Consider the following 23,909-nt stretch of genomic DNA (forward strand, 5'->3'; position numbering starts at 1 on the left):
CGTCGCGCGCCCGGGCCCCCGCGCCGTTCGTCCCGCCGGCGCCCCCGCTCGCCGACCGGCGGCGCGCCCCGGTTGAGTTGCGGCGCCGGGCAGGGTTGAGTGGTGGTCCTGATCACACCGACGTAGCAGGCGAGCCAAGGAGGATGCCGTGGCGGAGCAGAAGGAACAGGCCGGCGGGACGACCTACCCCCCGAGCGCGGAGGTGGCCGAGCACGCGAACGGCACGGCCGCGCTCTACGACGAGGCGGCGGCCGACTCCGACGCCTTCTGGGCGGCCCAGGCACGCGAGTACGTCACCTGGACCAAGGACTTCGAGGAGGTCGTCGACTTCTCCGACACCCCGTTCGCGAAGTGGTTCGTCGGCGGCGAGCTCAACGTGGCGGCGAACTGCGTCGACCGGCACGTCGAGGCCGGGAACGGCGACCGCGTGGCGCTGCACTTCGTCGGCGAGCCCGGCGACACCCGCGACATCACGTACGCCGAGCTCAAGGACGAGGTCTGCCGGGCGGCCAACGCCCTGGAGTCCCTCGGGGTGGGCCGCGGAGACGTCGTGACGATCTACCTGCCGATGATCCCGGAGGCCGTCGTCGCAATGCTCGCGTGCGCCCGCATCGGGGCGCCCCATTCGGTGGTGTTCGGTGGGTTCTCCTCCGACGCCCTGCGCTCGCGGATCGCGGACGCGAAGGCGAAGGTCGTCGTCACGGCCGACGCCGGGTTCCGGCGGGGCAAGCCGGGGCCGCTCAAGCCGGCCGTCGACGGCGCGCTCTCGGGCGAGACGACGATCGAGAAGGTGCTCGTCGTCAACCGATGCGACACCGACGTCGACATGGTCGAGGGCCGCGACCTGTGGTGGCACGAGATCGTGGCGGTGCAGTCCACCGACCACGAGGCCGTCGGTCACGACGCCGAGAACCCGCTGTTCATCCTGTACACGTCGGGCACGACGGGGAAGCCGAAGGGCATCCTGCACACCTCGGGCGGGTACCTCGTGCAGACGGCGTACACGAACCGGATCGTCCACGACGTCCACCCCGGGCAGGACGTGTACTGGTGCACCGCCGACATCGGCTGGGTCACCGGGCACAGCTACCTCGTCTACGGGCCGCTCGCCAACGGCGTGACCTCGGTCATGTACGAGGGCACCCCCGACAGCCCGCACCAGGGCCGCTGGTGGGAGATCGTGCAGGACAAGAAGGTCTCGGTGCTCTACACGGCCCCGACCGCGATCCGCGCCTGCATGAAGTGGGGCGACCAGATCCCCGCGAAGTACGACCTGAGCTCGATCCGGATCCTCGGGTCGGTGGGCGAGAACATCAACCCCGAGGCGTGGCGGTGGTACCGCGACAACATCGGCGGCGGCACGGCCCCGATCGTCGACACGTGGTGGCAGACCGAGACCGGCGCGATCATGATCAGCCCGCTGCCGGGCGTGACCGACCTCGTGCCGGGCTCGGCGCAGATCCCCGTACCCGGCATCAGCGCCGAGGTGCTCGACGACATGGGTGAGCCGGTCGCCGACGACGCCGCCGGCTACCTCGTGCTCACCAAGCCGTGGCCCGCGATGCTGCGCGGCATCTGGGGCGACCCGCAGCGCTACAAGGACACGTACTGGTCGCGCTTCCCCGACATGTACTTCGCCGGCGACGGCGCCAAGCGCGACCCCGACGGCAACATCTGGGTGCTCGGCCGGGTCGACGACGTCATGAACGTGTCGGGCCACCGGCTGTCGACGTCGGAGATCGAGTCGGCTCTCGTCTCCCACGAGTCCGTGGCCGAGGCCGCGGTGGTCGGCGCGACCGACGAGATGACGGGTCAGGCCGTGGCCGCGTTCGTCATCCTCCGCGAAGGCGTCGAGCACGGTGACGGCGACGAGTTCGTCCAGGAGCTGCGCACCCACGTCGGCAAGGAGATCGGGCCCATCGCCAAGCCGAAGACCATCATGGTCGTCTCCGAACTGCCGAAGACGCGCTCGGGCAAGATCATGCGCCGCCTGCTGCGCGACGTGGCCGAGAACCGCGAGGTGGGAGACGTGACGACGCTGGCCGACAGCTCGGTCATGGACTTCATCCAGAAGAACATGAAGGGCTGACTCCACTCACCGGGCCTCACCAGGCCTCACCAGGGCGCCCGATGCGGCGCCGACCGGGGGGCAGCAGGGGGTCCGCCCGCGACGACGAGGTCGCGGACGGGCCCCCGTCGCATGCCCGGGGCGCGGGCGAGCGTGGGCGGCTGCCACTGGTTGCGGGCGACGAGGACCTCGCGCAGCACGTCGGGCCGGTCGGTGATGACCGCGTCGGCCCCCGCGTCGAGGAGCGCGTGCATCGTGGCCGCGTCGTCGACCGTCCACGTCACGACGCGGATGCCGAGCTCGTGCGCGAGGTCGACGACCCGCTCCACGAAGATCGGCACCGCCCCGAGCTTCACCGGCACGTGGGCGAACGGCGCCCGCGCGAGGCGGCGGGGCGGGCGGCGGGCTCCCGTGCGGGAGGAGGCGATGAGCGCCACGAGCGAGCGCCACCCGAGGGAGGTGCTCACCTCGGGCACCTCCGCGCGGACCTGCGAAAGCCACCCGTCCCACGCGCCCGCCACGCACACCCGGCGCGCGACCCCCGGCCGCCGCAGGAGCGCGACGAGGGGACCGATCGCGGCGGCCTCCTTGAGGTCGACCGAGAAGTTCGTGTGCGGGAAGGCGTCGAGCGCCTCCGCGAGGGCGGGGACGGGCTCCCCACCCACCCGCACCCGGCGCAGCTGCGCCGACGTGAGCCGACGCACGGTGCCCCCGGCCCCGCCGGTGCCCGTGAGGCGCTCGAGCGTCGCGTCGTGGAGGCAGACGAGGTCCCCGTCCGCGGTGACGCGGACGTCGGTCTCGAGGTGGCGGAACCCCAGACCGACGCTGCGGGAGAAGGTGAGCAACGTGTTCTCCGGGCCCAGGCCTGCGCCGCCGCGGTGGGCGAGGGCGATCGGGCCGGGCGAGTCGGCGTACCCCATGTCTCCATCGTGGGGTCGCGCGGCGCCGGGTCCGTCCGTCACCGGCCCTCACCACGAGCTGTTCACGAACCCTTCACGCCGCGTCCGGCGCCGGGTCGTCCGGATCGGTGCCGCGCGACGTTCCCGCCCCACCGACGACCGGGGAACGACCCGGGAACGGCCCGCCCCGCGGAAAGTCGGCGCGTCCGGGAGTGGGGAGTTCGCCGACGGGGCACGGGGTCGCTAAGGTCGACCACGACTCACGCGTGTCCGGCGCGGGCCGCGCACGTCTGTTGGCCCGGATCTGACCCGCCCACCCATCTTCGCGGGCTTCGGCCCGGCACAGGAGGTACACGATGGCCACCGTCCACCCGGAGCCGAAGGCACCGCAGGCGCCGCGCGCGTCCGACCCGACGCTCGGCCGGCTCGTCAACAACGCCCTCGAGGACATCTCGACGCTCATCCGCAACGAGATCGCCCTGGCCAAGGCCGAGATCAGCGTCGACGTCAAGAAGATCGGCATCGGCGCGGCCATGTTCGCGGCCGCGGCCTTCGTCGCCGTGCTCGGGCTGATCTTCCTGCTGCACACGATCGCGCAGGGACTCATCGCGCTGGGCCTCGCGCCGTGGTTGAGCTACCTCATCGTTACGCTCCTCCTGTTCGTCGTGGCGGGCGTCCTCGCCCTCATCGGCAAGTCCAAGGTGAGCAAGGTGCAGGGCAAGCCGCAGCGCACCATCGCCGCCGCGAAGACGACGATCGACGAGGTCAAGCGCAGCGCCTCCGGCGACGCGACGAGCACGATCCGCCGCACCGACCCGGTCGCCCACGGCGCCGCCGCCAAGGCGCCGATCGGCTCCTGACCGGCCGGCACGTCACGAGGGCCGCTCCACCCGCACGGGTGGGGCGGCCCTCGTCGTGTTGGGCCCCGCTCAGGCGGCGCAGCGACCGGTGCCGACGGGGATGCGGGAGTCGCCGACCTCGTCGAGGACGGGGCGCAGCTCGTCGAGGGTGAGGGCGTAGCCGGTGTCGTCGTGGTCGAGGGAGCGGGCGAAGACGACCCCGGCGACCTCGCCGTCGGGCGTGAGGACGGGGCCACCGGAGTTGCCCGGCTGCAGCTGCGCCCGCAGCGAGTAGACCTGCCGGCGCACGGTGCCCGAGCCGTAGATGTCGTTGCCCCGGGCGTCGAGCTCGTCGCGGACCCGCGCGGAGTCGATCGTCAGGGGGCCACCGAGCGGGTAGCCGGGGACCGCGACGGGGTCGCCGGTGTCGAGGGCGGCACCGAGACGCAGTGGGCTCGCGGTGAGGTCGGGGACGGAGATGACGGCGAGGTCGCGGTCGGGGTCGAAGGCGACGACGGTGCCGTCGCGGCGGGCGGCGCCCTCGCGGACGGTGACCCGCTCGGCACCGGCGACGACGTGGGCGTTGGTGACGACGAGCCCGCGGGAGACGACCCAGCCCGTGCCCTCGTGGGAGGCGCCGCAGCCGACGGACAGCGCGTCGATGCGCAGCACCGACCTCGAGGCCGCCCGCACGTCCTGCGTCACGGTGCCGCGCTCGACCGGACGGTCCACGGGGGTGAGCGGCTCGGCCGAGATGCCGTCGAAGACGCGGGGGAACCCGTACCCGTCGAGGGCGATGACGGCCCGCCCCACGACGCGCTCGCTGGAGGTGGGCATGACCCCGTCGACGGCCTCGAGGACCTGCGAGGAGGACACGGCCCGGCCGAGGACCTGCGGCGAGGCGGCGCGCAGCAGGCCCGCCGCGAGCCAGAGGGTGGTGAGGGCGAGGGCCCCGGTGAGCAGCCCACCGAGGAGGGCGTCGGGCACCCGCCAGCCCGTGGTACGCACGTGGCGGTGGACCCGGCCCACGAGCCGGGTGAGCAGGCTCTGTCCGACGGCGCCGAGCACGAGGACGAGAACGAGGAGCAGGACGGGGCGCAGGGCCGCGTTGTCGTCGGGGACGATCTGGACGAGCACGCGCGGCAGGATCGACAGCCCGGCGGCGGCCCCGGCGACGAAGCCGGCGATGGAGGCGAGGGTGAGCAGCACCCCGCGCCGCGCCCCGAGGAGCACGTAGAGCACGACGATGACGACGAGGCCCGCGTCGAAGACGGTGACGTTCATCGGCGCGCGGTCGTGGCGGGAGGCCCGACGGAGGTGGCGGCTGGCATGCGCGTCACGGTAGGCGCCGAAACTGGTACACCCCTGTGGGTCGACGGGGCGTCGGCCCGGGACGGCAGGCCAGGATCCCTGTGAGAGTCCGGTGGGAGGGCTCGGCGCCGGTGAGAGCTCCTCTGCCTCTGGCACACTGACGGTTGTGGACGATGACGTGGTGAGGAAGGCAGCGCTGTTCGCGGCGCTCACGGACGACGACGTCGCCGCGCTGCGCCCGATGATGACCCCGGCGCGGGTGGGCCGCGGCGACGTCGTGTTCCGGGAGGGCGAGCAGGGGGACCGGCTGTACGTCATCACGTCGGGGAAGGTGAAGCTGGGCCGGACGAGCTCGGACGGGCGCGAGAACCTCGTCGCGATCCTCGGCCCCGGGGAGATGTTCGGGGAGCTGAGCCTGTTCGATCCGGGCCCCCGCAGCGCGACGGCCACGGCCGTCGGCGAGACGACGCTCATCGGTCTCGGGCACGAGTCGCTGTACGGCTTCCTCGACGGGCGGCCCGCGGTGGCGCAGGCGCTGCTGCGGGCGCTGGCGCGTCGGCTGCGCCGGACCAACGACTCCCTCTCGGACCTCGTGTTCACCGACGTCCCGGGCCGGGTCTCCAAGGCGCTGCTCGACCTGTCGGCCCGCTTCGGCGAGCCGGGTGACGACGGTCTGCTCGTCGCGCACGACCTCACGCAGGAGGAGCTGGCGCAGCTCGTGGGGGCCTCCCGCGAGACGGTGAACAAGGCCCTGGCCGACTTCGCGGCCCGCGGGTGGATCCGGCTCGAGGCCCGGGCCGTGGTGCTGCTCGACGTCGACCGGCTGCGCCGCCGCAGCCGCTGACGCTCCCGGTCGCACGCCGCCCCGCGGCGTCGGCCCCGCCCCGCCACCCTCGGGCAGCGTCAGTCGACCTGCCCGGACTCCCGCAGGTGGTCGAGTTGGGCGCGCACGGAGAGGCGGGCGGCGGGCCACACCTCGCGGGGGACCTGCGCGTACACCCGCTCGACGACGGCCTCGACGAGGGCGTCCGTGTCGTCGCCGCCCGCCTCGGGGCCGGGCCGGCCGCCCGGCCGACCGGCGTCGTCGGTCAGGTCGGCGACGGTCTCGCGCACCTGCTGCAGGCGGGACCGGCGGTGGGCGAGGTACTCGTCGAGCACGCGCGCGGGGTCGGTGACGGGGTCGCCGTGGGCCGGCAGGACGACGTGGACCCCGCCGCGGCCCACGAGGGCGCGCAGGGCCTGCAGGCTGTCGAGATAGTCGCCGAGGCGGCCGTCGGGCCAGGCGACGACGGTCGTGCCGCGGCCGAGAACGGTGTCGCCGGTGAGCAGGCTCGCGTCGGCGGGCACGTGCAGACAGACCGAGTCGCTCGTGTGCCCCGGCGTGGCGACGACGTGCACCGACAGGCCGTCGAGGTCGACGACGTCGCCTCCGGCGAGGGTCCCGGCGTCGACCGACCGGATGGGGGCCCCGACGATCTGCGCGAACCGCGCGGCGCCCTCGGTGTGGTCGGCGTGGCGGTGCGTGATGAGGACGACGGCGACCCGCAGGCCGCGATCCCGTGCGGCCCGCGCGACGGCCTGCAGGTGGCCCTCGTGCAGGGGGCCGGGGTCGACGACGGCGGCGTCTCGCAGGGGCCCGGCGTCCTCGCAGGATGCAGACGCGGACACGGCGGAGGCGGGGGACGCCTCGGCCGGCGGGCCGATGATCCACGTGTTCGTCCCGTCGAGGGTCATCGGCGACGGGTTGGGCGCGAGCACGCGGGTCGCATGGGCGGTGACGTGCTCGGGCACGCCGAACTCGGGGGCGCTCATGTGGGGATCCTCGCGGTCAGGTGGCGCCGCCCCTGCGGGTCGACCTCGACCTCGGGGGTGACGGCCACGTAGGCGGGCCGGGCGGCGACGAAGGCCGCGGGGTCGGTGGCGGCGTCGAGACGCTCGAGCGCGACGATCGTCGGCGGCAGGAGCGTCGCCGAGCCGGAGCGGGCGGCCTCGAGCACCTCGCCGGGCACGACCCACTCGGCGTGGACGGCCTCGCTCGTGTGGCCGTCGGGCTGCTGACCGGTGGGCAGCAGGGCGGCGAAGAAGGCCGTGTCGTAGCGGCGCGGTTCGGGCTCGGGCGTGATCCACCGGGCGTGGGGTCGCAGGAGGTCGGTCCGGAGCACGAGGTCGTGCGCGGCGAGGAACTCGGCGAACGAGCTCTCCCGGGCCTCCACGGCGGCCCGGGCGCGCGCCCAGACGGGATCCGTGAGGTCGGTGATCACGTCGCGCGGGCCGGTGCCGGCCAGCAGCACCCCGCACTCCTCGAACACCTCGCGGGCGGCCGCGACGACGAGCCCGCGGGCCGCGGCGACGTCGCAGTCCAACCAGGCGGCCCAGGTGTCGGGGTCGGGCCCGGCCCAGGGCACGTCGACGCCGGCGTCCCGGGCGTCGACACCCCCGCCGGGGAAGACGAGCACGTCGGGCGCGAAGGCCATCGTGCGCGCCCGACGCAGCATGAACACCTCGACGCCGGCCCCGGGGGTGGGGCGCGGCCGGACGAGCATGACGGTCGCCGCGGGACGGGGCGTCACGGGCGGCGGGAGAACAGGGGGCGGCGACGGTCGGTCGGTTGCCGGCTCCGAGGGCACCCCCGGGGCCGCCCGGAGGCCGGGGAGGTCGGGCAGGGGGAAGTGCCGGGTCGTCAGGGTCACCGCGGACGCGAGGTCCCCGGCGCCCGCGGCGTCCGCCGGCGTCATCGGATCCGACTCAGTCGTCCGCGAGCGCGACGACGATCTCGACCTCGACGGGCGCGTCGAGCGGCAGCACGGCGACGCCGACGGCGCTGCGGGCGTGGACGCCCGCGTCGCCGAACGCGAGGCCGAGCAGCTCCGAGGCGCCGTTGACGACGCCGGGCTGGCCCGTGAACGACGGGTCGCTCGCGACGAATCCGACGACCTTGACGACCGAGGCCACCCGGTCGAGGTCGCCGACGACCGACTTCACGGCCGCGATCGCGTTGAGCGCGCACCTGGCCGCGAGGTCCTTGGCCTGATCCGGCGGTACGAGCCCGTCGCCCTCGCCCACCTTGCCGGAGGCGACGAGCGACCCGTCGACCATCGGCAGCTGCCCGGAGGTGTAGATCCGACGCCCGTCGGCCTTCGCGGGCGTGTACGCGGCCACGGGCGCGACGACGGGCGGGACCCGATGGCCGGCCGCGGCGAGGCGGCCCTCGACGGCACCCATCACGACGCCAGGGGGCGCTTGAAGTAGGCGACGAGGTTGCCGTCGGGCATGACGATCGTGTTGACGAGCTCCCAGCCGTCCTGGCCCCAGTTGTTGAGGATCTGTTGCGTCGCGTGGACGAGGACGGGCACCGTCGCGTACTCCCATTTCGCAGCCATGTCGGCACTCTATCGACGCGCCCGACGCGGCGGCGCCCACCCGCCCCCTCCTAGACTCGGCGCTCATGAGCACGCCCGCGACCGGTCTCGATCCCGGCGTCCGCCTCCACGTCGTGACCGGCAAGGGCGGCACCGGCAAGACGACCGTCGCGGCCGCCCTCGCCCTGGCGCTGGCGAGCCGGGGTCGGAAGGTGCTGCTCGTGGAGGTCGAGGGGCGGGGTGACATCGCCACCGCGTTCGACGTCTCGCCGCTGGGCGAGGCGGAGGAGCTCGTGCTGCGCGTCTCGGGCGGCGGCGAGGTGTGGGGCCTGTCGGTCGACGCCAAGGCGGCGCTCATCGAGTACCTGCGCCTGTTCTACCGGCTCGGCGCCGCCGGTGGCGTCCTCGAGCGGCTGGGCGCCATCGACTTCGCCACGACCATCGCCCCCGGCGTCCGCGACGTCCTGCTCATCGGCAAGGTCTACGAGGCGGTGGGCCGGACGTCGGGCGAACGGTACGTCTACGACGACGTCGTGCTCGACGCCCCGCCGACCGGCCGGGTCGGGCGGTTCCTCGACGTCAATCGGGAGGTCGCCGATCTCGCCAAGGTGGGCCCGATCCGGCACCAGGCCGACTCCATCACGGCGCTGCTGCGCTCCCCCGCCACCGTCATCCACCTCGTCACGCTGCTCGAGGAGATGCCGGTGCAGGAGACCGTCGAGGCGGCCGCGGAACTGAGCGTCGGACCGGAGGGCCGGACGACGTCGATCGGGCTCGTCGTCGTCAACCAGGCGCGCGAGCCGATGTTCGACGAGCCCGCCGCGGCCGCGCTCGTCGACGGCGGCGTCGGCCCCGCCGAGGTCGCGGCCACGCTCGGGCGGCTCGGGTTGCCGGCCGACCCCGGCACGGTCGCCGGGCTGCTGCGCCAGGGCCGGGACCACGTCGACCGCCTCGACCTGGAGGACGGTCAGCTCGCCGCGCTGGAGACGATCGGCGCCCCCGTCGTCGTCCTCCCCCACCTGCTCGATCCGTCCGGCTCGGGCAGCATCCGCGAGCTCGCCCAGGAGCTCGCCGACCAGGCGAGGTTCCCCGACCGATGACCGGACCGACCACCGCTCACACGCCGGGCCGGTCCCTGCGACCGGCCCGCACCGCCCGCCACCCGCGCACGCCGCACCCGAGCACCCACCTCGACGTGGACGCCCTGCTCGACGACCCGGCGACCCGCGTCGTCGTGTGCTGCGGCAGCGGCGGCGTGGGCAAGACGACGACAGCGGCGGCTCTGGCGCTCCGCGCCGCCGAGCGCGGGCGGTCGGTGGCCGTCCTGACGATCGACCCCGCCCGTCGGCTCGCGCAGGCCCTCGGCCTGGCCGAGCTCGACAACACCCCCCGTACCGTCGCCGGCGTCGACACCTCGGCCGGTGGTCGGCTCGACGCGATGATGCTCGACATGAAGCGCACGTTCGACGAGATCGTGCAGGCCCACGCCACCCCCGCCAAGGCGGAGCAGATCCTCGCCAACCCCTTCTACCAGGCGTTGTCGAGCTCCTTCGCCGGCACGCAGGAGTACATGGCGATGGAGAAGCTCGGCCAGCTCCACGAGCTGACCGACGCCTCGGGTGCCCCGCGGTGGGACCTCGTCGTCGTCGACACGCCCCCCTCCCGCTCGGCGCTCGACTTCCTCGACGCGCCCGCCCGGCTCGGCTCGTTCCTCGACGGACGCTTCGTGCGCCTGCTCACCGCCCCGGCGAAGGTCGGCGGCCGGGCCTACCTCAAGGTCGTCTCGGGCGGCATCGGCCTCGCGTCGTCGATGCTCACGAAGGTCCTCGGCACGGCGCTGCTCACGGACGTCCAGACCCTCGTCGCCGCCCTCGACACGACGTTCGGGGGGTTCCGGGAACGGGCGGATCGGACGTACGCGCTGCTCCAGCGGGGCGGCACCGCGTTCCTCGTCGTCGCGGCGCCCGAGCGGGACCCGCTGCGCGAGGCGGGCTACTTCGTCGACCGGCTCCGCGCCGACGACATGCCCCTCGCCGGGGTCGTGGTCAACCGCGTCGTCCGTTCACTGGCACCCGAGGTGGAGGCGCCGACGGCGGCCGCGGCGGTCGGCCACCTCGAGGACGCGGACGAGGATCCACACACGGACGCCGTCGTCGCCGGTCTGCTGCGACTCCAGGCGCGCACGGTGGCGACGGCGGATCGGCACGCGCAGATCACCGAGCGGTTCGCGGACCGGCATCCGCAGGTTCCGGTGGCGTCGGTGGGGCTCACCGCCCGCGACGTGCACGATCTCGAGGGGCTCCGCGGGATCGGCGCGGACCTGGCCGCGGCGGGAACGGCCCCAGGCGGTCGGAGAGCGACGGGCTGAGGCGTCCACGCGACGCAGCACCGCGAGAGAGCGAGGTGCGAACGGCGAGAGGTGCGAACGGCGAGCCGTCGAGCTCGTCTGGCCGGCGGAATCGTCAGGCGGAGCGGCGGTGGTCGGCGCCGCGGAACAGCTCGCGCCAGGAGGCGATGCCGGGGTGGCGGCGGAGCATCGCGCGGCGCTCCCGCTCGGTCATGCCGCCCCAGACCCCGAACTCGGTGCGGTTGTCGAGCGCGTCCGCGAGGCACTCGGCCACGACGGGGCACTTGGCGCAGATCTGCTTGGCCTGCTGCTGGGCGGCGCCCTGGACGAAGAGCGCGTCCGGGTCGGTGTTCCCGCACGCGGCGCGGGGGGCCCAGTCCTCGACCCAGGATGAACGACTCGGCAACGTCGATGAGATCGTCATGATGTGTGTTCCTCGCGCTCGTGCCCGTGGATGGTGGGCCGTTCCTGGGCAAACTGCGCCGCGGAACGTGTGCTGATCCCGCACATTGCCGCCTCGTCGCGACAACGTAGGTTTATTCCTAGTTGCCTACCTCTGACGGTGTCAATCGACCGCCCACGTTGAATTTCAACCCGTCGGGTCCACTTCGTGACCTTTCGGCAACCGACCGGGCTCCGCCCTGCGCCTCCCCGCCGCGCGTCGGGGGTTCTGTCGGATCCTGCCCGTACCCTGGGTGACATGAGTCGACAGTCGCCGGGTCTCGCGCACGCCTTCAGCCTGCTCGGGGCCTTCGTCGCCGCGTCGCTCGTGCTGGGGCTGCTCGCCGCCGGGCTGGTCATGCCGGTGGTGGGCGTCGCGGGGCTCGGCGCCAAGACGGCGGTCGGCACCTTCGACGCCCTCCCGGCGGAGTTCACGGCGTCGCCGATGGCCCAGCAGTCGCAGATCCTGGCGGCCGACGGCAAGGTCATCGCCACCCTGTACGAGGAGAACCGCACGGTCGTCCCGATCAGGTCGATCTCCCCCTACATGCGCCAGGCCCAGGTGGCCATCGAGGACGCGCGCTACTACGAGCACGGCGGCCTCGACACCCGCGGCATCGTCCGGGCGCTGCTGTCGACGGCCCAGGGCGACACCCAGGGCGCGTCGACGATCACGCAGCAGTACATCAAGCAGACCCTCGTGTACACGGCGCTCAAGCAGGAGGACGAGCAGGCGGCCGCGGCGGCCCAGGCCCGCGGCGGCATCAAGGGCGTCGTCCGCAAGCTGCAGGAGGCGAAGTACGCGGTCGCGCTGGAGCAGCGCCTGAGCAAGGACGAGATCCTCGAGGGCTACCTCAACCTCGTCTACTACGGCAGCGGCGCCTACGGGGTCGAGGCGGCGTCCAAGCGGTACTTCGGTGTCCACGCCTCGCAGCTCACGCTGCCGCAGGCCGCCCTCATCGCGGGCATGCCCCAACGACCCACGGCCACCGACCCGTTCGAGCACCCCAAGGCGGCCCTGGCCCGGCGCAACGACGTGCTCGCCCGGATGCGGAGCAACCAGTTCATCTCGCGCGCCGCCTACCGCGCGGCCGTGCGGACCCCGATCGTCCTCAAGCCGACCACGGGCCAGGCCTCCTGCCCGGCCTCGCGCGACCCCTACTTCTGCGACTACGTCAAGAAGTGGCTCCTCGACCAGCCGTCGCTCGGCGCCACCAAGGAGGAGCGCGAGAAGCGCATCTACCGCGGCGGCCTGAAGATCCAGACGACGTACGACATCGCCAAGAACGCGGCGCTGCGCAAGGCGCTCGTGGCCCGGGTCCCCGTGGGCAACTCCCGCGACGTGGGTGCGGCCGCGGCGGTCGTCGAGCCCGGCACCGGACGCATCATCGCGCTCGCCCAGACCACCGACTACCCGACGGGCAAGTCCGATCCCGAGAGCCACTCCAACACGACCGTCAACTGGTCGGTGGACTCCAAGTACGGCGCCTCCGGCGGGTTCCAGATCGGGTCCACCGCGAAGATGTTCGCGGTCGTGGCCGCGCTGGAGCAGGGCATGAGCGCCGGCTCGTACCTGCAGGCGCCGCCCGACGGGACCAGGTACTCGGCCGCCCGCCTCGGCGGCGACAAGTGCGGCATGGACGTCAGCTACGCCCCCTTCAACGCCGAGAGCGACGAGCACGGTGGCATGACCCTCGAGCACGCCACCGCGAAGTCCGTCAACACGGCCTTCCTCGAGCTCGCCGCCCGGGTCGGCATCTGCAAGGAGGCCGAGACGATGACGCGGATGGGCCTGCACCGCGCCGACGGCGAGAAGTACCCCACCGGCCCGGCCAGCGTCATCCTCGGCGCGAACAACGCCTCGCCGCTCACCCTCGCCGCGTCGTACGCGACCCTCGCGGCCGGCGGCCGGTACTGCGCGCCCTACCCCGTCACCAAGATCACGTCCTTCGACGGCAGGAGCTACGCCGTCGCCGACGGGGGCTGCAAGCAGGTCGTCGAGCCCAAGGTCGCGTACGAGGCGACCCGGATCCTCACGTCCGTGCTCGGGCGGGAGGGCACGGGCCGCGAACTGGGCCTGAAGGGCGGCCGGCCCGCGGCCGGCAAGACGGGCACGGCCGACGCGAGCGTGCAGACGTGGTTCGCCGGATTCACCCCGCAGCTCTCGTCCGCGGTCTGGGTCGGCACCCCGTGGAGCCAGCGGCCGATGCGCGGCATGCGGCTCGCCGGGCGCAGCTACGGCACCGTCTACGGCGCCACCATCGCCGGCCCCCTGTGGCAGTCGTCGATGAACATCCTCAGCGAGGGGCTGCCCGTGGAGCGCTTCCGGATGCGCGACAGCCAGGGCAACGCGACCAAGGAGGTGAGCGTCCCCGACGTCACCGGCCGCGGCCCCACGTCGGCCGAGCGCCGCCTGCGCGAGGCCGGCTTCGAGGTCCGCGTCTCCGAAAACCGGGTCGCCTCCGACGACGTCGAGCGTGGCCGGGTGGCCCGCACCTCCCCCGCCGCCGGCGAGCAGGCCCCGGAGGGCACGACCGTCACGATCCGCCTGTCCGACGGCCGCTCCCGCAACGACTCCGGCTCCGGGAACGGCAACGACGGGGGCGGCGACAACGCCAACGGCAACAACGGCAACGGGGACAACAACGACGGCAACGGCAACGGGAACGGCTGATGCGCGGGCCGCTCAAGGCCGCCGCCACGACGCTCGCGGCCACCGCGGGCGCCGGCGCGGCGGGCCTCGCCTACGCGGGCCTCGTCGAGCGCAACGCGTTCGTCCTGCGGCACGCCACCGTGCCGGTCCTCCCGCCGGGCTCGCGGCCGATCGCCGTGCTGCACCTGTCGGACCTGCACCTCATGCCGGACCAGCGCCGCAAGATCGCCTGGGTGCGTGACCTCGCCCGGTGGCAGCCCGACGTCGTCGTCAACACCGGCGACAACATCGCCCACCGAGAATCGGTCGGGCCGCTGCTGCGCGCCATGGAGCCGTTCCTCGGCCTGCCGGGTGCGTTCGTGCTGGGGTCGAACGACTACTACGAGCCGGGCCGGCGCAACCCGCTCGGTTACTTCCGCCGGGATCGCAAGATCCGCCCTCGCACCCCGCGGCTGCCGACCGACGAGCTCGTCGCCGGGCTCGCCGAGGGCGGGTGGCACGACCTGACGAACACCCGCGGCCGTCTCGACGTGGCCGGGCACCGCCTCGACCTCGTCGGCGTCGACGACCCGCACCTCGGGCTCGACGACTACGACCGGGTCGCCGGTCCGCGCGCGGACGGGACCGACGTGAAGATCGGGGTACTCCACGCGCCGTACACGCGGGTCCTCGACGCGATGGCGCGCGACGAGACCGACCTCGTCATCGCCGGACACACGCACGGCGGGCAGCTCGCGATCCCGTTCTACGGGGCGCTCGTGACGAACTGCGACCTCGACACCGGCCGCGTCAAGGGCGTCTCCCGATGGTGGCCGGGCGCCAACGGCATCCCCTCCGCACGCGCCCCGGAGGACGCGGCGTGGCTCAACGTCAGCGCCGGGCTCGGCACCTCGCCGTACGTCCCGTTCCGGTTCGCGTGCCGCCCCGAGGCGTCGCTGCTCACTCTCGTCCCGGCGCCGGAGGCCTCCTCCTGACGCGGCCCCAACCTCACCGGATCCCGCCTCCCGAGGCCGATTCGGCCCCGGGCCACCTCGTCGGTTATCGTTGGTCGCCGGTGCACGAACGGGCTCTCTCGAGCCGGTGACATCGACAGCCACGGGGTGTGGCGCAGCTTGGTAGCGCGCTTCGTTCGGGACGAAGAGGCCGCAGGTTCAAATCCTGTCACCCCGACCACACCGGACCGGCCCTGATCCGCCACACGGCGATCAGGGCCGGTCTCGTCGGTGTCGCCCGCACGGCCGGTCCGGTCGGCGCCGCGGGCCGCGCCCGGAGGAGGGCCGATGGGGGTCGTCATCCTGCTGGCGGTCGCCTCGACGACCGCCGCGGCCGTCTCCACCGTGCTCAAGCACCTCAGCGCCAACCGGCCCCCGCGGCCGGTAGGTCCCGGGGCCGGCTCCCGCCTGCTGCGTCGGCTGCCGAACCGGCTGTTCCTGCTCGCCCTGGTCGTCGACGCGGCCGCGGTCACCTTCCAGGTGTTCGCCCTCCGGGCCGGGGACCTGTCGACGGTGCAACCCGTCCTCACGCTCGCCCTCGTCATCAGCCTCGGGCTCGACCACCTCGTCGCCCGCACTCGCATCCGGCGCAGCGAGGCGCTCTGGGCGGCGACGCTCCTCGCGGGTCTCGTGCTCTTCCTCGTCGCCGCCGACGCCGCCCACCCGCGCGGGCGCCTCGAGGTGGGACGGCGCGACATCGGCATCGGACTCGCCCTCGCGGCCGCGGCCCTCTGGCTGCCGGTGCTGGCGATCACCCGCCGGGCGCGGCGCGCCGTCCGGGCCCGGGTGCTCGCCGTCGGGGTGGCCGCGATCTACGCGTGCACCGCCGCCCTCATCACGTCCTCGACCCGGATCGTCGACCGATTCGGTCCCGGCGAACTGCTCGCGTCGTGGCAGTTGTGGACGCTGCTCGCCTCCGCCCTGCTGGGGGTGTGGCTCAACCAGCGGGCCTTCGCCATGGCGCCGTTGCACGTCACCCTGCCGGTCATCGCCTCCCTGGACCCGTTGTTCAGCGTCGTCATCGGCCGGTTCGTGTTCGACGAGCGGCTGCGCTCGACGCCGGGGGCCACCGTCCTCGAGGTGGTCGGTCTGGGCCTCCTGCTGCTGGGCGTGGCCCGCCTGAGCCGGTCGCAGGCGGTCGCCGAGGCGGCCGCGGCGCCCACGGGCCGCTCCGGCGGCCCGTAGCTCGCCACCACCCCGCCCGGCGCGGACCCCGGCGTGGGCCCCGGGCGCGCCGTAGGATCGCGGCGTCCCGCCCCCGACGAAAGACCCGACATGGACGCGATCGAACCGGTACACAGCACCGGGGTCCTGCTGCTCATCGCCGCCGCGGCGGTGGCGGCCCTGCTCTTCCTCATCATGAAGGTGAAGCTCCACGCCTTCATCGCCCTCGTGCTCGTCAGCCTCGTCACGGCCGTCGCGGCGGGCATCCCGCTCGGGGACGTCCCGAAGGCGCTGACGACGGGGTTCAACACCACGCTCGGTTCGGTCGCGTTGCTCGTCGCGTTCGGCGTCATGCTCGGCCGCCTGCTCGAGGTGACCGGCGGCGCCCAGGTGCTCGCCGACACGCTCATCAACCGGTTCGGCGAGAAGCGCGCCCCGCTCGCGCTCGGCGTCGCCGCCCTCGTCTTCGGCTTCCCGATCTTCTTCGACGCGGGCCTCGTCGTCTTCCTGCCGATCATCTACACGGTGGCGCGCCGCTTCGGCGGGTCGATCCTGCTGTACGGGCTGCCGACCGCGGGCGCGTTCGCCGTCATGCACGCGGTGATCCCGCCGCACCCGGGCCCGGTCGCGGCGGTCGAGCTCATGGGCGGCAACGTCGGCACGACGCTCCTGCTCGGCGTCCCGGTGGCGCTCCTGTCCTGGGCGATCGGCGCCTACCCGCTGGCGATCATGTTCGGCCGCCGGGTGCACATCGACGTGCCCACCGCGATCTTCGGCGAGGAGAACGGGGGCCGCGACGTGGAGGAGACCCGCGGCCGCGCGCCCCGCTTCGGCACGGTCCTCCTCCTGCTGCTGCTGCCGCTGCTGCTCATCTCGCTCAACACCGTCGTCTCGACGTTGCAGAAGGCGGGCACGCTGGCCGAGGACACGGGCTGGGGCGACGCACTCATCCTGCTCGGGCAGACGCCCATCGCCCTGCTCATCACGACGATCGTCGCCATCGCGCTGCTCGCCCCGGGCCGCTTCTCGGTGGGACGCGCGAGCGACATCGCCGAGTCGGGCCTCGGCCCGGTCTGCTCGATCATCCTCATCACGGGGGCCGGCGGCATGTTCGGCGGCGTCCTGCGCGCGAGCGGTATCGGGGAGTCGCTGACGACGTCGCTGTCGGGCCTCGGCCTCTCGCTCATCGTGCAGGCGTTCCTTGTGTCGGCCGCGCTGCGCGTCGCGCAGGGCTCCGCCACCGTCGCGCTGACGACGACGGCCGGGCTCATCGCCACCCAGGTCGCGGCCGAGGGCCTCGACGCCGTCCACATCGCGTGCCTCGTGTTCGCCATCGCCGGCGGCGCCACCGTCCTCGCCCACGTGAACGACTCCGGCTTCTGGCTCGTGAGCCGGTTCTTCAACATGGACGTCAAGACGACCCTGAAGACGTGGACGGTCATCGAGACCGCTCTCGGCACGACGGTCTTCCTGCTCGCGTCCCTCGTCTGGGTCATCGCCTGACGCGCTCTGCCCCCCACCGAAGGCCGCCCCGATCCCCGGATCGGAGGCGGCCTTCGTCGTCGCGCGGATCGGCGGGCGGCCCGGGCTGGCCCGCCGCCCCCGATCCGTGACAATCCTCTCCGTGATGGCTCTCGAACTCGTCGTCGCCCTGTGCGTCGCGATCCTGCTCGGCAGCGTCGTCGCGCAGCGCCTCGGCCTGCCGGCGCCGGTGATCCTCGTCGCCGCCGGCGCCCTGCTCACGCTCATCCCGCACCTTCGCGGCGTCGGCCTGCCGCCGGAGACGGCGCTGCTGATCTTCCTGCCGCTGCTGCTGTACTGGGAGAGCCTGACGACCTCGCCCCGCGAGATCCGGCGCTTCCTGCGCGGCATCCTCCTCACCGGGACGTTGCTCGTCGTCGTGACCGCCGCCGCGGTGGCGTGCGTCCTGCACGCGCTCGGCGTCGACTGGGGCCCCGCCTGGATCGTCGGCGCCGCCCTCGCGCCGACCGACGCCACCGCGGTCGCCGCGCTCGGCCGGGGCCTGGCGCGACGGAACAGCATCACGCTGCAGGCCGAGAGCCTCATCAACGACGGCACGGCCCTCGTCGTGTTCGCCCTGGCGCTCACCCTCGCGACCGGAGCGGAACCGATCACCGTCTCGCACACGGCCGGACTGTTCGCGGTGTCGTTCGGCGTCGGCATCCTCATCGGCCTCGGCGTCGGGTGGTTCGCCTACCAGTTGCGCCGGCACCTGAGCACCCCCGAGCACCTCAACCTCGCGTCGGTGCTCACGCCGTTCGTCGCCTACCTCGTGGCCGAGACCATCGAGGCGTCCGGGGTGCTCGCGGTCGTCACCGCCGGCCTGTACATGTCACAGGTCGCGCCGCGCATGGTCGCGGCGGAGGCCCGCGTGCAGGGCTCGGCCTTCTGGACCCTCGTGACGTTCGTGCTCAACGGGGCCCTGTTCGTGCTCATCGGTCTCCAACTGCCGGTGACGGTGCGCGAGCTGTCGACGGACACGATCGGGCACGCCGCCCTGCTCGTGCTCGCGACGTACGTGACGCTGCACGTCGTGCGGTTCGTGTTCCTCAACGTCTCGATCGGCCTCATCCGGCTCCTCGACCGCCGCCCCCGGCAGCGGCTGCTCCGCACGACCGCACGCGGGCGGGTCGTCAGCACGGTCGCGGCGTTCCGCGGCGGCATCTCGCTGGCCATGGCGTTGTCGGTGCCGCCCACCCTGCCCGGCGCGGGCGGCGACTTCCCCGCCCGCGACCTCATCGTCTTCGTCACCGGCAGCGTGGTCGTGCTCTCGCTCGTCGTGCAGGGGTTCGCCCTGCCGCGCGTCATCCGCTGGGCGCGACTGCCCGCGGACACGTCCGTCGACCGCGAGCTGCGTCTCGCCCAGGTGAGCGCGACGCAGGCCGCGCTCGACGCGCTGCCCGAGCTCGCCGAGGCGCACGGCGCGAGCGGAGAGGTCGTCGATCGGCTGCGCCTCGAGTACACCGACCACCTCGCCGCGATCGAGGCCGACGCCGACGACGATCCGGCGACGATGCTCTCGGCGCAGTACCGCGACCTGCGTCTTGGGCTCATCGCCCGGAAACGCGAGGCCGTGGTGCGCCTGCGCGACGACCGCACCATCGACGACACGGTGCTGCGGCGCGTCCAGTCGGTGCTCGACGCCGAGGAGGTGCGCCTCCGGGGGCCGGCGCAGCAGGAGTGAGGCGTCAGCGCCGGGACAGGCGCATCCACGTGTCGACGACGGTGTCGGGGTTGAGCGACATCGTGTCGATGCCCTGGTCGAGCAGCCAGTCGGCCAGGTCCGGGTGGTCGCTCGGGCCCTGCCCGCAGATCCCGACGTACTTGTCGCGGGCCTTGCACGCCGAGATCGCCATGCCGATGAGCGCGCGCACGGCCGGGTCGCGCTCGTCGAACGACGCGGCGACGAGGCCGGAGTCGCGGTCGAGGCCGAGCGTGAGCTGGGTGAGGTCGTTGCTGCCGATCGAGAACCCGTCGAAGTGGTCGAGGAACGCGTCGGCGAGCACCGCGTTGCTCGGCAGCTCGCACATCATGACGACCTGGAGGTCGTTCTCGCCGCGGCGCAGGCCGTACTTCGCGAGGAGGTCGATGACGCCCTCGGCCTCGGCGACGGTCCGCACGAACGGGATCATGATCTTGACGTTCGTCAGGCCCATCTCGTCGCGCACGTACCGCAGCGCCTCGCACTCCATCGCGAAGCAGTCCTCGAAGTCGCTCGAGAGGTACCGCGACGCGCCGCGGTAGCCGAGCATCGGGTTCTCCTCGTGCGGCTCGTAGCCCTCGCCGCCGAGGAGGTTGGCGTACTCGTTCGACTTGAAGTCGGACATGCGGACGATGACGGGCTTCGGCGCGAACGCGGCCGCGATCGTGGCGACGCCCTCGGCGACCCGGCGGACGAAGAACGAGCGGGGGTCGTCGTAGGCGGTGATCGCCTCGGCCACCTGTGACTTGAGGGGCTCCTCGAGGGAGTCGAACTCGAGCAGGGCCCGCGGGTGGATGCCGATCTGGCGGTTGATGATGAACTCCAGGCGGGCCAGGCCCACGCCCGCGTTGGGCAGCTTCGAGAACGAGAACGCCTGGTCGGGGGTGCCGACGTTCATCATCAGGCCCACGCCCACCTCGGGCATGGCGTCGAGCTCGGTCGTCACGACCTCGAAGTCGAGGACGCCCTCGTAGACGAAGCCCGTGTCGCCCTCGGCGCACGAGACGGTCACCTCGCGGCCGTCGGCGAGCTCGCGCGTGGCGCGCCCCGTGCCGACGACGGCGGGGATACCCAGCTCACGGGCGATGATCGCGGCGTGGCACGTGCGGCCGCCCCGGTTGGTGACGATCGCGCTCGCGCGCTTCATGATCGGCTCCCAGTCGGGGTCGGTCATGTCGGCCACGAGGACGTCGCCGGGCGTGAACGAGGCCATGTCGTCGATCGACGACAGCACCCGGACCTTGCCCGCGCCGATCTTCTGCCCGATGGCCCGGCCCTCGATGAGGACGTCCTTGCCGCCGGCGGCCGCGGTCATGCGGAACCGCTCGAGGCGGCCGGCGCTCGCGCGCGACTGCACGGTCTCGGGGCGGGCCTGGAGGATGTACAGGAGGCCGTCGTTGCCGTCCTTGCCCCACTCGATGTCCATGGGGCGCCCGTAGTGGTCCTCGATGACGACGGCGAGGCGCGCGAGCTCGGTGACTTCGTCGTCGGTGAGGGACAGCACGGTCCGGTCGGCCTCGGGGACGTCGACGAACTCCGTCGTGCGGCCCACGGTGCGGTCCTGGGTGTAGACCATCTTCGTCGCCTTGCCGCCGAGCCCCCGCTTGAGGACGGCGGCGCGGCCCGCGCGCAACGCGGGCTTGTAGACGTAGAACTCGTCGGGGTTGACGGCGCCCTGGACGACGGCCTCCCCGAGGCCGTAGCTCGACGTGACGAAGACCGCGTCGGTGAAGCCCGACTCGGTGTCCATCGTGAACATGACGCCGGAGGCGCCGACGTCGGAGCGGACCATGCGCTGCACGCCGGCGGACAGGGCGACGGCGTCGTGCTCGAACGAGTGGTGCACGCGGTAGGCGATGGCGCGGTCGTTGTAGAGGGAGGCGAAGACCTCCCGGATGGCCGTGAGCACGGCGTCGATGCCGCGAACGTTGAGGAACGTCTCCTGCTGGCCGGCGAACGACGCGTCGGGCAGGTCCTCGGCGGTCGCCGAGCTGCGCACCGCGAACGACGGCTCGCCCTCGCCGTCGTAGCCCTGCACGAGGGTGTCGTAGGCGGCGCGGATGTCGGCCTCGAGGTCGGGCGGGAAGTCCTGCGCGACGACGAGCTCGCGGATGCTCTTGCCCACGCGAGCGAGCTCGGTGACGTCGTCGGTGTCGAGGCCCGAGAGCTCGCCGCTGATCCGCTCGGCGAGGCCGGTCTCGCCGATGAACCGGCGGTACGCGTCGGCCGTCGTCGCGAAGCCGTCGGGGACGCGCACGCCGAGCCCGGCGAGGTTGCTCACCATCTCGCCGAGGGAGGAGTTCTTGCCCCCCACGGCCTCCAGGTCGGCGAGCCCCAGCTCCGCGAACCACCGGACGTTGTCGTGCGCGTGCGTCTCGCTCATCTGCCAACCTTCGTCTTGTCGGTACGGGCGCCGTGCAGCCCCTGGAGGATGACGGTCGACATCTCCTCCACGGACATCGCGGACGAATTGATCGCCGGGATGCGGTGTGTGCGGAACATCGCCTCCGCCCGGCGGAGCTCGTAGGTGCACTGCTCCATCGACGCGTACGTCGAGTTGGGGCGCCGCTCCTGGCGCACCTGGCTCAGGCGGGCGGGCGTCGACAGGATCCCGAAGCACCGGTCGCGCAGGTCCTTGACGGGGCGCGGCAGGTCGGTGCTGTCGAGGTCCTCGGGGACGAGGGGGTAGTTGGCGACGTTAAGCCCGTGCTGCAGCGCGAGGTACATCGTCGTCGGGGTCTTCCCGCACCGTGACGGCGCGAGGAGGATGACGTCGGCCCGGTCGAGGGCGCGCAGGCTCTGCCCGTCGTCGTGCTCGATGGCGTACTCGATGGCCGCCATGCGCGAGTTGTACCGCTTGACGTCGCCCACGCCGTGGAGCTTGGCGGTGACGTGGGCGCCCGGCCGGCCGAGGACCTCCTCGACCCGGCCCATGTGCATGTCGAAGAAGTCGATGACCGGGGCGCGCGTCCTGTGCAGGATGTCGCGGATCTCGGCGTTGACCGTCGTCGTGAAGACGAGCGGGGTGACCGGCCCGTCCATCGCCTCGTCGAGGGTCGCCACCACCCGGCGGGCGTGCTCGGCGGTCGTGATGAACGGGATGAGCTGCCGGTCGAAGACGAGGTCCGGGAACTGGATGAGCATGGCGTTGCCCATCGTCTCCGCGCTGATGCCCGTGCTGTCCGAGAGGAAGAACACGGGCACGGCCGAGGCGACGGCCACGTCGCCGGTCGAGGTCATGGGGGCATCCTCGCCGGTCCGGGGTGCTTCACGCCAGTCGCGACCACGGAAGGGCCGCCGGAGACGCGCGTCAGCGGCCGGTGCCGCCGTAGACGACCGCCTCGCCCTCGGAGGTGTCGAGCCCGAACGCGGTGTGCACCGCGCGCACGGCCTCGTCGAGCTGGTCGTCGCGGGTGACGACGGAGATGCGGATCTCGGACGTCGAGATCATCTCGATGTTGACGCCCGCCTCGGACAGCGCCCGGAAGAACGTCGCGCTCACGCCCGGGTTGGAGCGCATGCCGGCGCCGACGAGCGACAGCTTGCCGATGTGGTCGTCGTACTGCAGCGACTCGAACCCGATGGCCTCGCGCACCCGGTCGAGGGCCTGGACGACCCGCTGGCCGTCGGTGCTCGAGAGCGTGAAGGAGATGTCGGTGCGGCCGGTCTCGGCCGCCGAGACGTTCTGCACGATCATGTCGATGTTCGCCTCGGACTCGGCGACGACGCGGAAGATCTCGGCCGCCTTGCCCGGGCTGTCGGGGACCCCGACGACCGTGACCTTGGCCTCGCTGCGGTCGTGCGCGACGCCGGCGATGATGGGGGCCTCCACGGCAACTCCTTCTACTGGCTGGTCGGTGATGAGCGTGCCGTTCTTGTGGGAGAACGACGACCGGACGTGGATCGGGATGTCGAAGCGGCGCGCGTACTCGACGCAGCGCAGCATGAGGATCTTCGCGCCGTTGGCGGCCATCTCGAGCATCTCGTCGGTCGAGAGACGCTCCAGGCGGCGCGCGGTGGGCACGATCCGCGGATCCGCCGTGAAGACGCCGTCGACGTCGGTGTAGATCTCGCACACGTCGGCGTGCAGGGCGGCGGCGAGCGCGACGGCGGTCGTGTCCGACCCCCCGCGGCCGAGGGTCGTGATGTTCTTCGTCGTCTGCGAGACGCCCTGGAAGCCGGCGACGATCGCGATGTGCCCCTCGTCGAGCGCGCTGCGGATGCGGCCCGGGGTGACGTCGATGATGCGGGCCTTGCCGTGGACCTCGTCGGTGATGACGCCGGCCTGGCTGCCCGTGAAGGACTGGGCGGTGTGGCCGAGGGAGGCGATGGCCATGGCGAGCACCGCCATCGAGATGCGCTCGCCGGCCGTGAGGAGCATGTCGAGCTCTCGGGCCGGCGGGAGCGGGCTGACCTGCTCGGCGAGGTCGAGGAGGTCGTCGGTCGTGTCGCCCATCGCGGAGACGACGACGACGACCTCGTGGCCCGCGCGCCGCGTCTCGACGATCCGGCGCGCGACGCGCTTGACGCTCTCGGCGTCGGCGACCGACGAACCACCGTACTTCTGGACGACGAGACTCACGAGCGACTCCGTTGATTCCGGGTGATGGCCG

Annotated in this window: 20 protein-coding genes and 1 tRNA gene; 11 read left to right on the forward strand and 10 right to left on the reverse strand. The window is 73.0% G+C overall.

Annotated elements, in window-relative coordinates; translation table 11 throughout:
• Positions 1 to 148 precede the first annotated feature (148 nt).
• Positions 149 to 2,089 carry an acetate--CoA ligase gene (gene acs, locus ICW24_RS00200; RefSeq protein ID WP_226343706.1) on the forward strand — a complete coding sequence of 647 codons (1,941 nt, stop codon included), beginning with the start codon at positions 149 to 151 and terminating at the stop codon, positions 2,087 to 2,089.
• A 26-nt stretch (positions 2,090 to 2,115) separates the two neighbouring features.
• On the opposite strand, the gene ICW24_RS00205 is transcribed toward acs, so the two are convergent.
• Positions 2,116 to 2,988 carry a glycerophosphodiester phosphodiesterase family protein gene (locus ICW24_RS00205; protein ID WP_226343707.1) on the reverse strand — a complete coding sequence of 291 codons (873 nt, stop codon included), beginning with the start codon at positions 2,986 to 2,988 and terminating at the stop codon, positions 2,116 to 2,118.
• A gap of 335 nt (positions 2,989 to 3,323) precedes the next feature.
• Between ICW24_RS00205 and ICW24_RS00210 the strand changes: the two genes are divergently transcribed.
• The gene (locus ICW24_RS00210; RefSeq protein ID WP_226343708.1) at positions 3,324 to 3,827 is read left to right on the forward strand and encodes a phage holin family protein; all 504 of its coding nucleotides are present in this window, start codon (positions 3,324 to 3,326) and stop codon (positions 3,825 to 3,827) included.
• A gap of 69 nt (positions 3,828 to 3,896) precedes the next feature.
• Here ICW24_RS00210 and ICW24_RS00215 read toward each other — a convergent pair whose 3' ends face one another.
• On the reverse strand, positions 3,897 to 5,090 hold the full coding sequence (locus ICW24_RS00215; protein WP_226343709.1) for a MarP family serine protease: 1,194 nt from the start codon (positions 5,088 to 5,090) through the stop codon (positions 3,897 to 3,899).
• A gap of 193 nt (positions 5,091 to 5,283) precedes the next feature.
• Between ICW24_RS00215 and ICW24_RS00220 the strand changes: the two genes are divergently transcribed.
• On the forward strand, positions 5,284 to 5,961 hold the full coding sequence (locus ICW24_RS00220) for a Crp/Fnr family transcriptional regulator (RefSeq protein ID WP_307781264.1): 678 nt from the start codon (positions 5,284 to 5,286) through the stop codon (positions 5,959 to 5,961).
• A gap of 59 nt (positions 5,962 to 6,020) precedes the next feature.
• On the opposite strand, the gene ICW24_RS00225 is transcribed toward ICW24_RS00220, so the two are convergent.
• The 4 genes from ICW24_RS00225 to sp36 form a co-directional block, all read right to left on the reverse strand.
• On the reverse strand, positions 6,021 to 6,929 hold the full coding sequence (locus tag ICW24_RS00225) for an MBL fold metallo-hydrolase (protein ID WP_226343710.1): 909 nt from the start codon (positions 6,927 to 6,929) through the stop codon (positions 6,021 to 6,023).
• Positions 6,926 to 7,687 carry an NUDIX hydrolase gene (locus ICW24_RS00230; RefSeq protein ID WP_226343711.1) on the reverse strand — a complete coding sequence of 254 codons (762 nt, stop codon included), beginning with the start codon at positions 7,685 to 7,687 and terminating at the stop codon, positions 6,926 to 6,928. Before ICW24_RS00230 ends, ICW24_RS00225 begins: the two co-directional genes overlap by 4 nt.
• Before the next feature lie 175 nt (positions 7,688 to 7,862).
• On the reverse strand, positions 7,863 to 8,339 hold the full coding sequence (locus ICW24_RS00235) for a RidA family protein (protein WP_226344316.1): 477 nt from the start codon (positions 8,337 to 8,339) through the stop codon (positions 7,863 to 7,865).
• Positions 8,339 to 8,497: a Sp36 family protein gene (gene sp36, locus ICW24_RS00240; RefSeq protein ID WP_226343712.1), complete on the reverse strand. Its 159-nt coding sequence runs from the start codon at positions 8,495 to 8,497 to the stop codon at positions 8,339 to 8,341. Before sp36 ends, ICW24_RS00235 begins: the two co-directional genes overlap by 1 nt.
• Before the next feature lie 65 nt (positions 8,498 to 8,562).
• On the opposite strand from sp36, the gene bagA reads away from it, so the two are divergent.
• Together bagA and bagB are read left to right on the forward strand one after the other, a co-directional pair.
• Positions 8,563 to 9,576 carry an ATPase BagA gene (gene bagA, locus ICW24_RS00245; protein ID WP_226343713.1) on the forward strand — a complete coding sequence of 338 codons (1,014 nt, stop codon included), beginning with the start codon at positions 8,563 to 8,565 and terminating at the stop codon, positions 9,574 to 9,576.
• Entirely contained in the window at positions 9,573 to 10,844 is a 1,272-nt protein-coding gene (gene bagB / locus ICW24_RS00250; protein WP_226343714.1) for an ArsA family ATPase, read from the forward strand. Before bagA ends, bagB begins: the two co-directional genes overlap by 4 nt.
• A gap of 94 nt (positions 10,845 to 10,938) precedes the next feature.
• Here bagB and ICW24_RS00255 read toward each other — a convergent pair whose 3' ends face one another.
• Positions 10,939 to 11,247: a WhiB family transcriptional regulator gene (locus ICW24_RS00255; protein ID WP_226343715.1), complete on the reverse strand. Its 309-nt coding sequence runs from the start codon at positions 11,245 to 11,247 to the stop codon at positions 10,939 to 10,941.
• A 276-nt stretch (positions 11,248 to 11,523) separates the two neighbouring features.
• Here ICW24_RS00255 and ICW24_RS00260 point away from each other — a divergent pair, with 276 nt between their 5' ends.
• The 6 genes from ICW24_RS00260 to ICW24_RS00285 all read left to right on the forward strand — a co-directional run bounded on the left by ICW24_RS00260 (position 11,524) and on the right by ICW24_RS00285 (position 19,278).
• Entirely contained in the window at positions 11,524 to 13,938 is a 2,415-nt protein-coding gene (locus ICW24_RS00260) for a penicillin-binding protein (RefSeq protein WP_226343716.1), read from the forward strand.
• Positions 13,938 to 14,891 carry a metallophosphoesterase gene (locus ICW24_RS00265; RefSeq protein WP_226343717.1) on the forward strand — a complete coding sequence of 318 codons (954 nt, stop codon included), beginning with the start codon at positions 13,938 to 13,940 and terminating at the stop codon, positions 14,889 to 14,891. The genes ICW24_RS00260 and ICW24_RS00265 overlap by 1 nt, the downstream gene beginning before the upstream one ends.
• Positions 14,892 to 15,013: 122 nt before the next feature.
• Positions 15,014 to 15,090 (forward strand) — tRNA-Pro (locus tag ICW24_RS00270).
• A gap of 107 nt (positions 15,091 to 15,197) precedes the next feature.
• Positions 15,198 to 16,094, forward strand: coding sequence for a DMT family transporter (locus tag ICW24_RS00275; RefSeq protein ID WP_226343718.1), 897 nt, complete (start codon positions 15,198 to 15,200; stop codon positions 16,092 to 16,094).
• Positions 16,095 to 16,184: 90 nt separating this feature from the next.
• Positions 16,185 to 17,576, forward strand: a complete 1,392-nt coding sequence (locus ICW24_RS00280) for a GntP family permease (RefSeq protein ID WP_226343719.1) — start codon at positions 16,185 to 16,187, stop codon at positions 17,574 to 17,576.
• 124 nt (positions 17,577 to 17,700) lie between these two features.
• On the forward strand, positions 17,701 to 19,278 hold the full coding sequence (locus ICW24_RS00285; RefSeq protein WP_226344317.1) for a Na+/H+ antiporter: 1,578 nt from the start codon (positions 17,701 to 17,703) through the stop codon (positions 19,276 to 19,278).
• A 4-nt stretch (positions 19,279 to 19,282) separates the two neighbouring features.
• Here the strand turns inward: ICW24_RS00285 and ppsA are convergent, their stop codons facing one another.
• The 3 genes from ppsA to ICW24_RS00300 form a co-directional block, all read right to left on the reverse strand.
• On the reverse strand, positions 19,283 to 21,679 hold the full coding sequence (ppsA, locus tag ICW24_RS00290; protein ID WP_226343720.1) for a phosphoenolpyruvate synthase: 2,397 nt from the start codon (positions 21,677 to 21,679) through the stop codon (positions 19,283 to 19,285).
• Positions 21,676 to 22,536, reverse strand: a complete 861-nt coding sequence (locus ICW24_RS00295) for a pyruvate, water dikinase regulatory protein (RefSeq protein ID WP_226343721.1) — start codon at positions 22,534 to 22,536, stop codon at positions 21,676 to 21,678. Before ICW24_RS00295 ends, ppsA begins: the two co-directional genes overlap by 4 nt.
• A gap of 70 nt (positions 22,537 to 22,606) precedes the next feature.
• Positions 22,607 to 23,878, reverse strand: a complete 1,272-nt coding sequence (locus ICW24_RS00300) for an aspartate kinase (protein ID WP_226343722.1) — start codon at positions 23,876 to 23,878, stop codon at positions 22,607 to 22,609.
• Positions 23,879 to 23,909: the final 31 nt, after the last annotated feature.

It is taken from the genome of Agilicoccus flavus, from assembly GCF_014857905.1.
GTDB lineage: Bacteria > Actinomycetota > Actinomycetes > Actinomycetales > Dermatophilaceae > Agilicoccus > Agilicoccus flavus.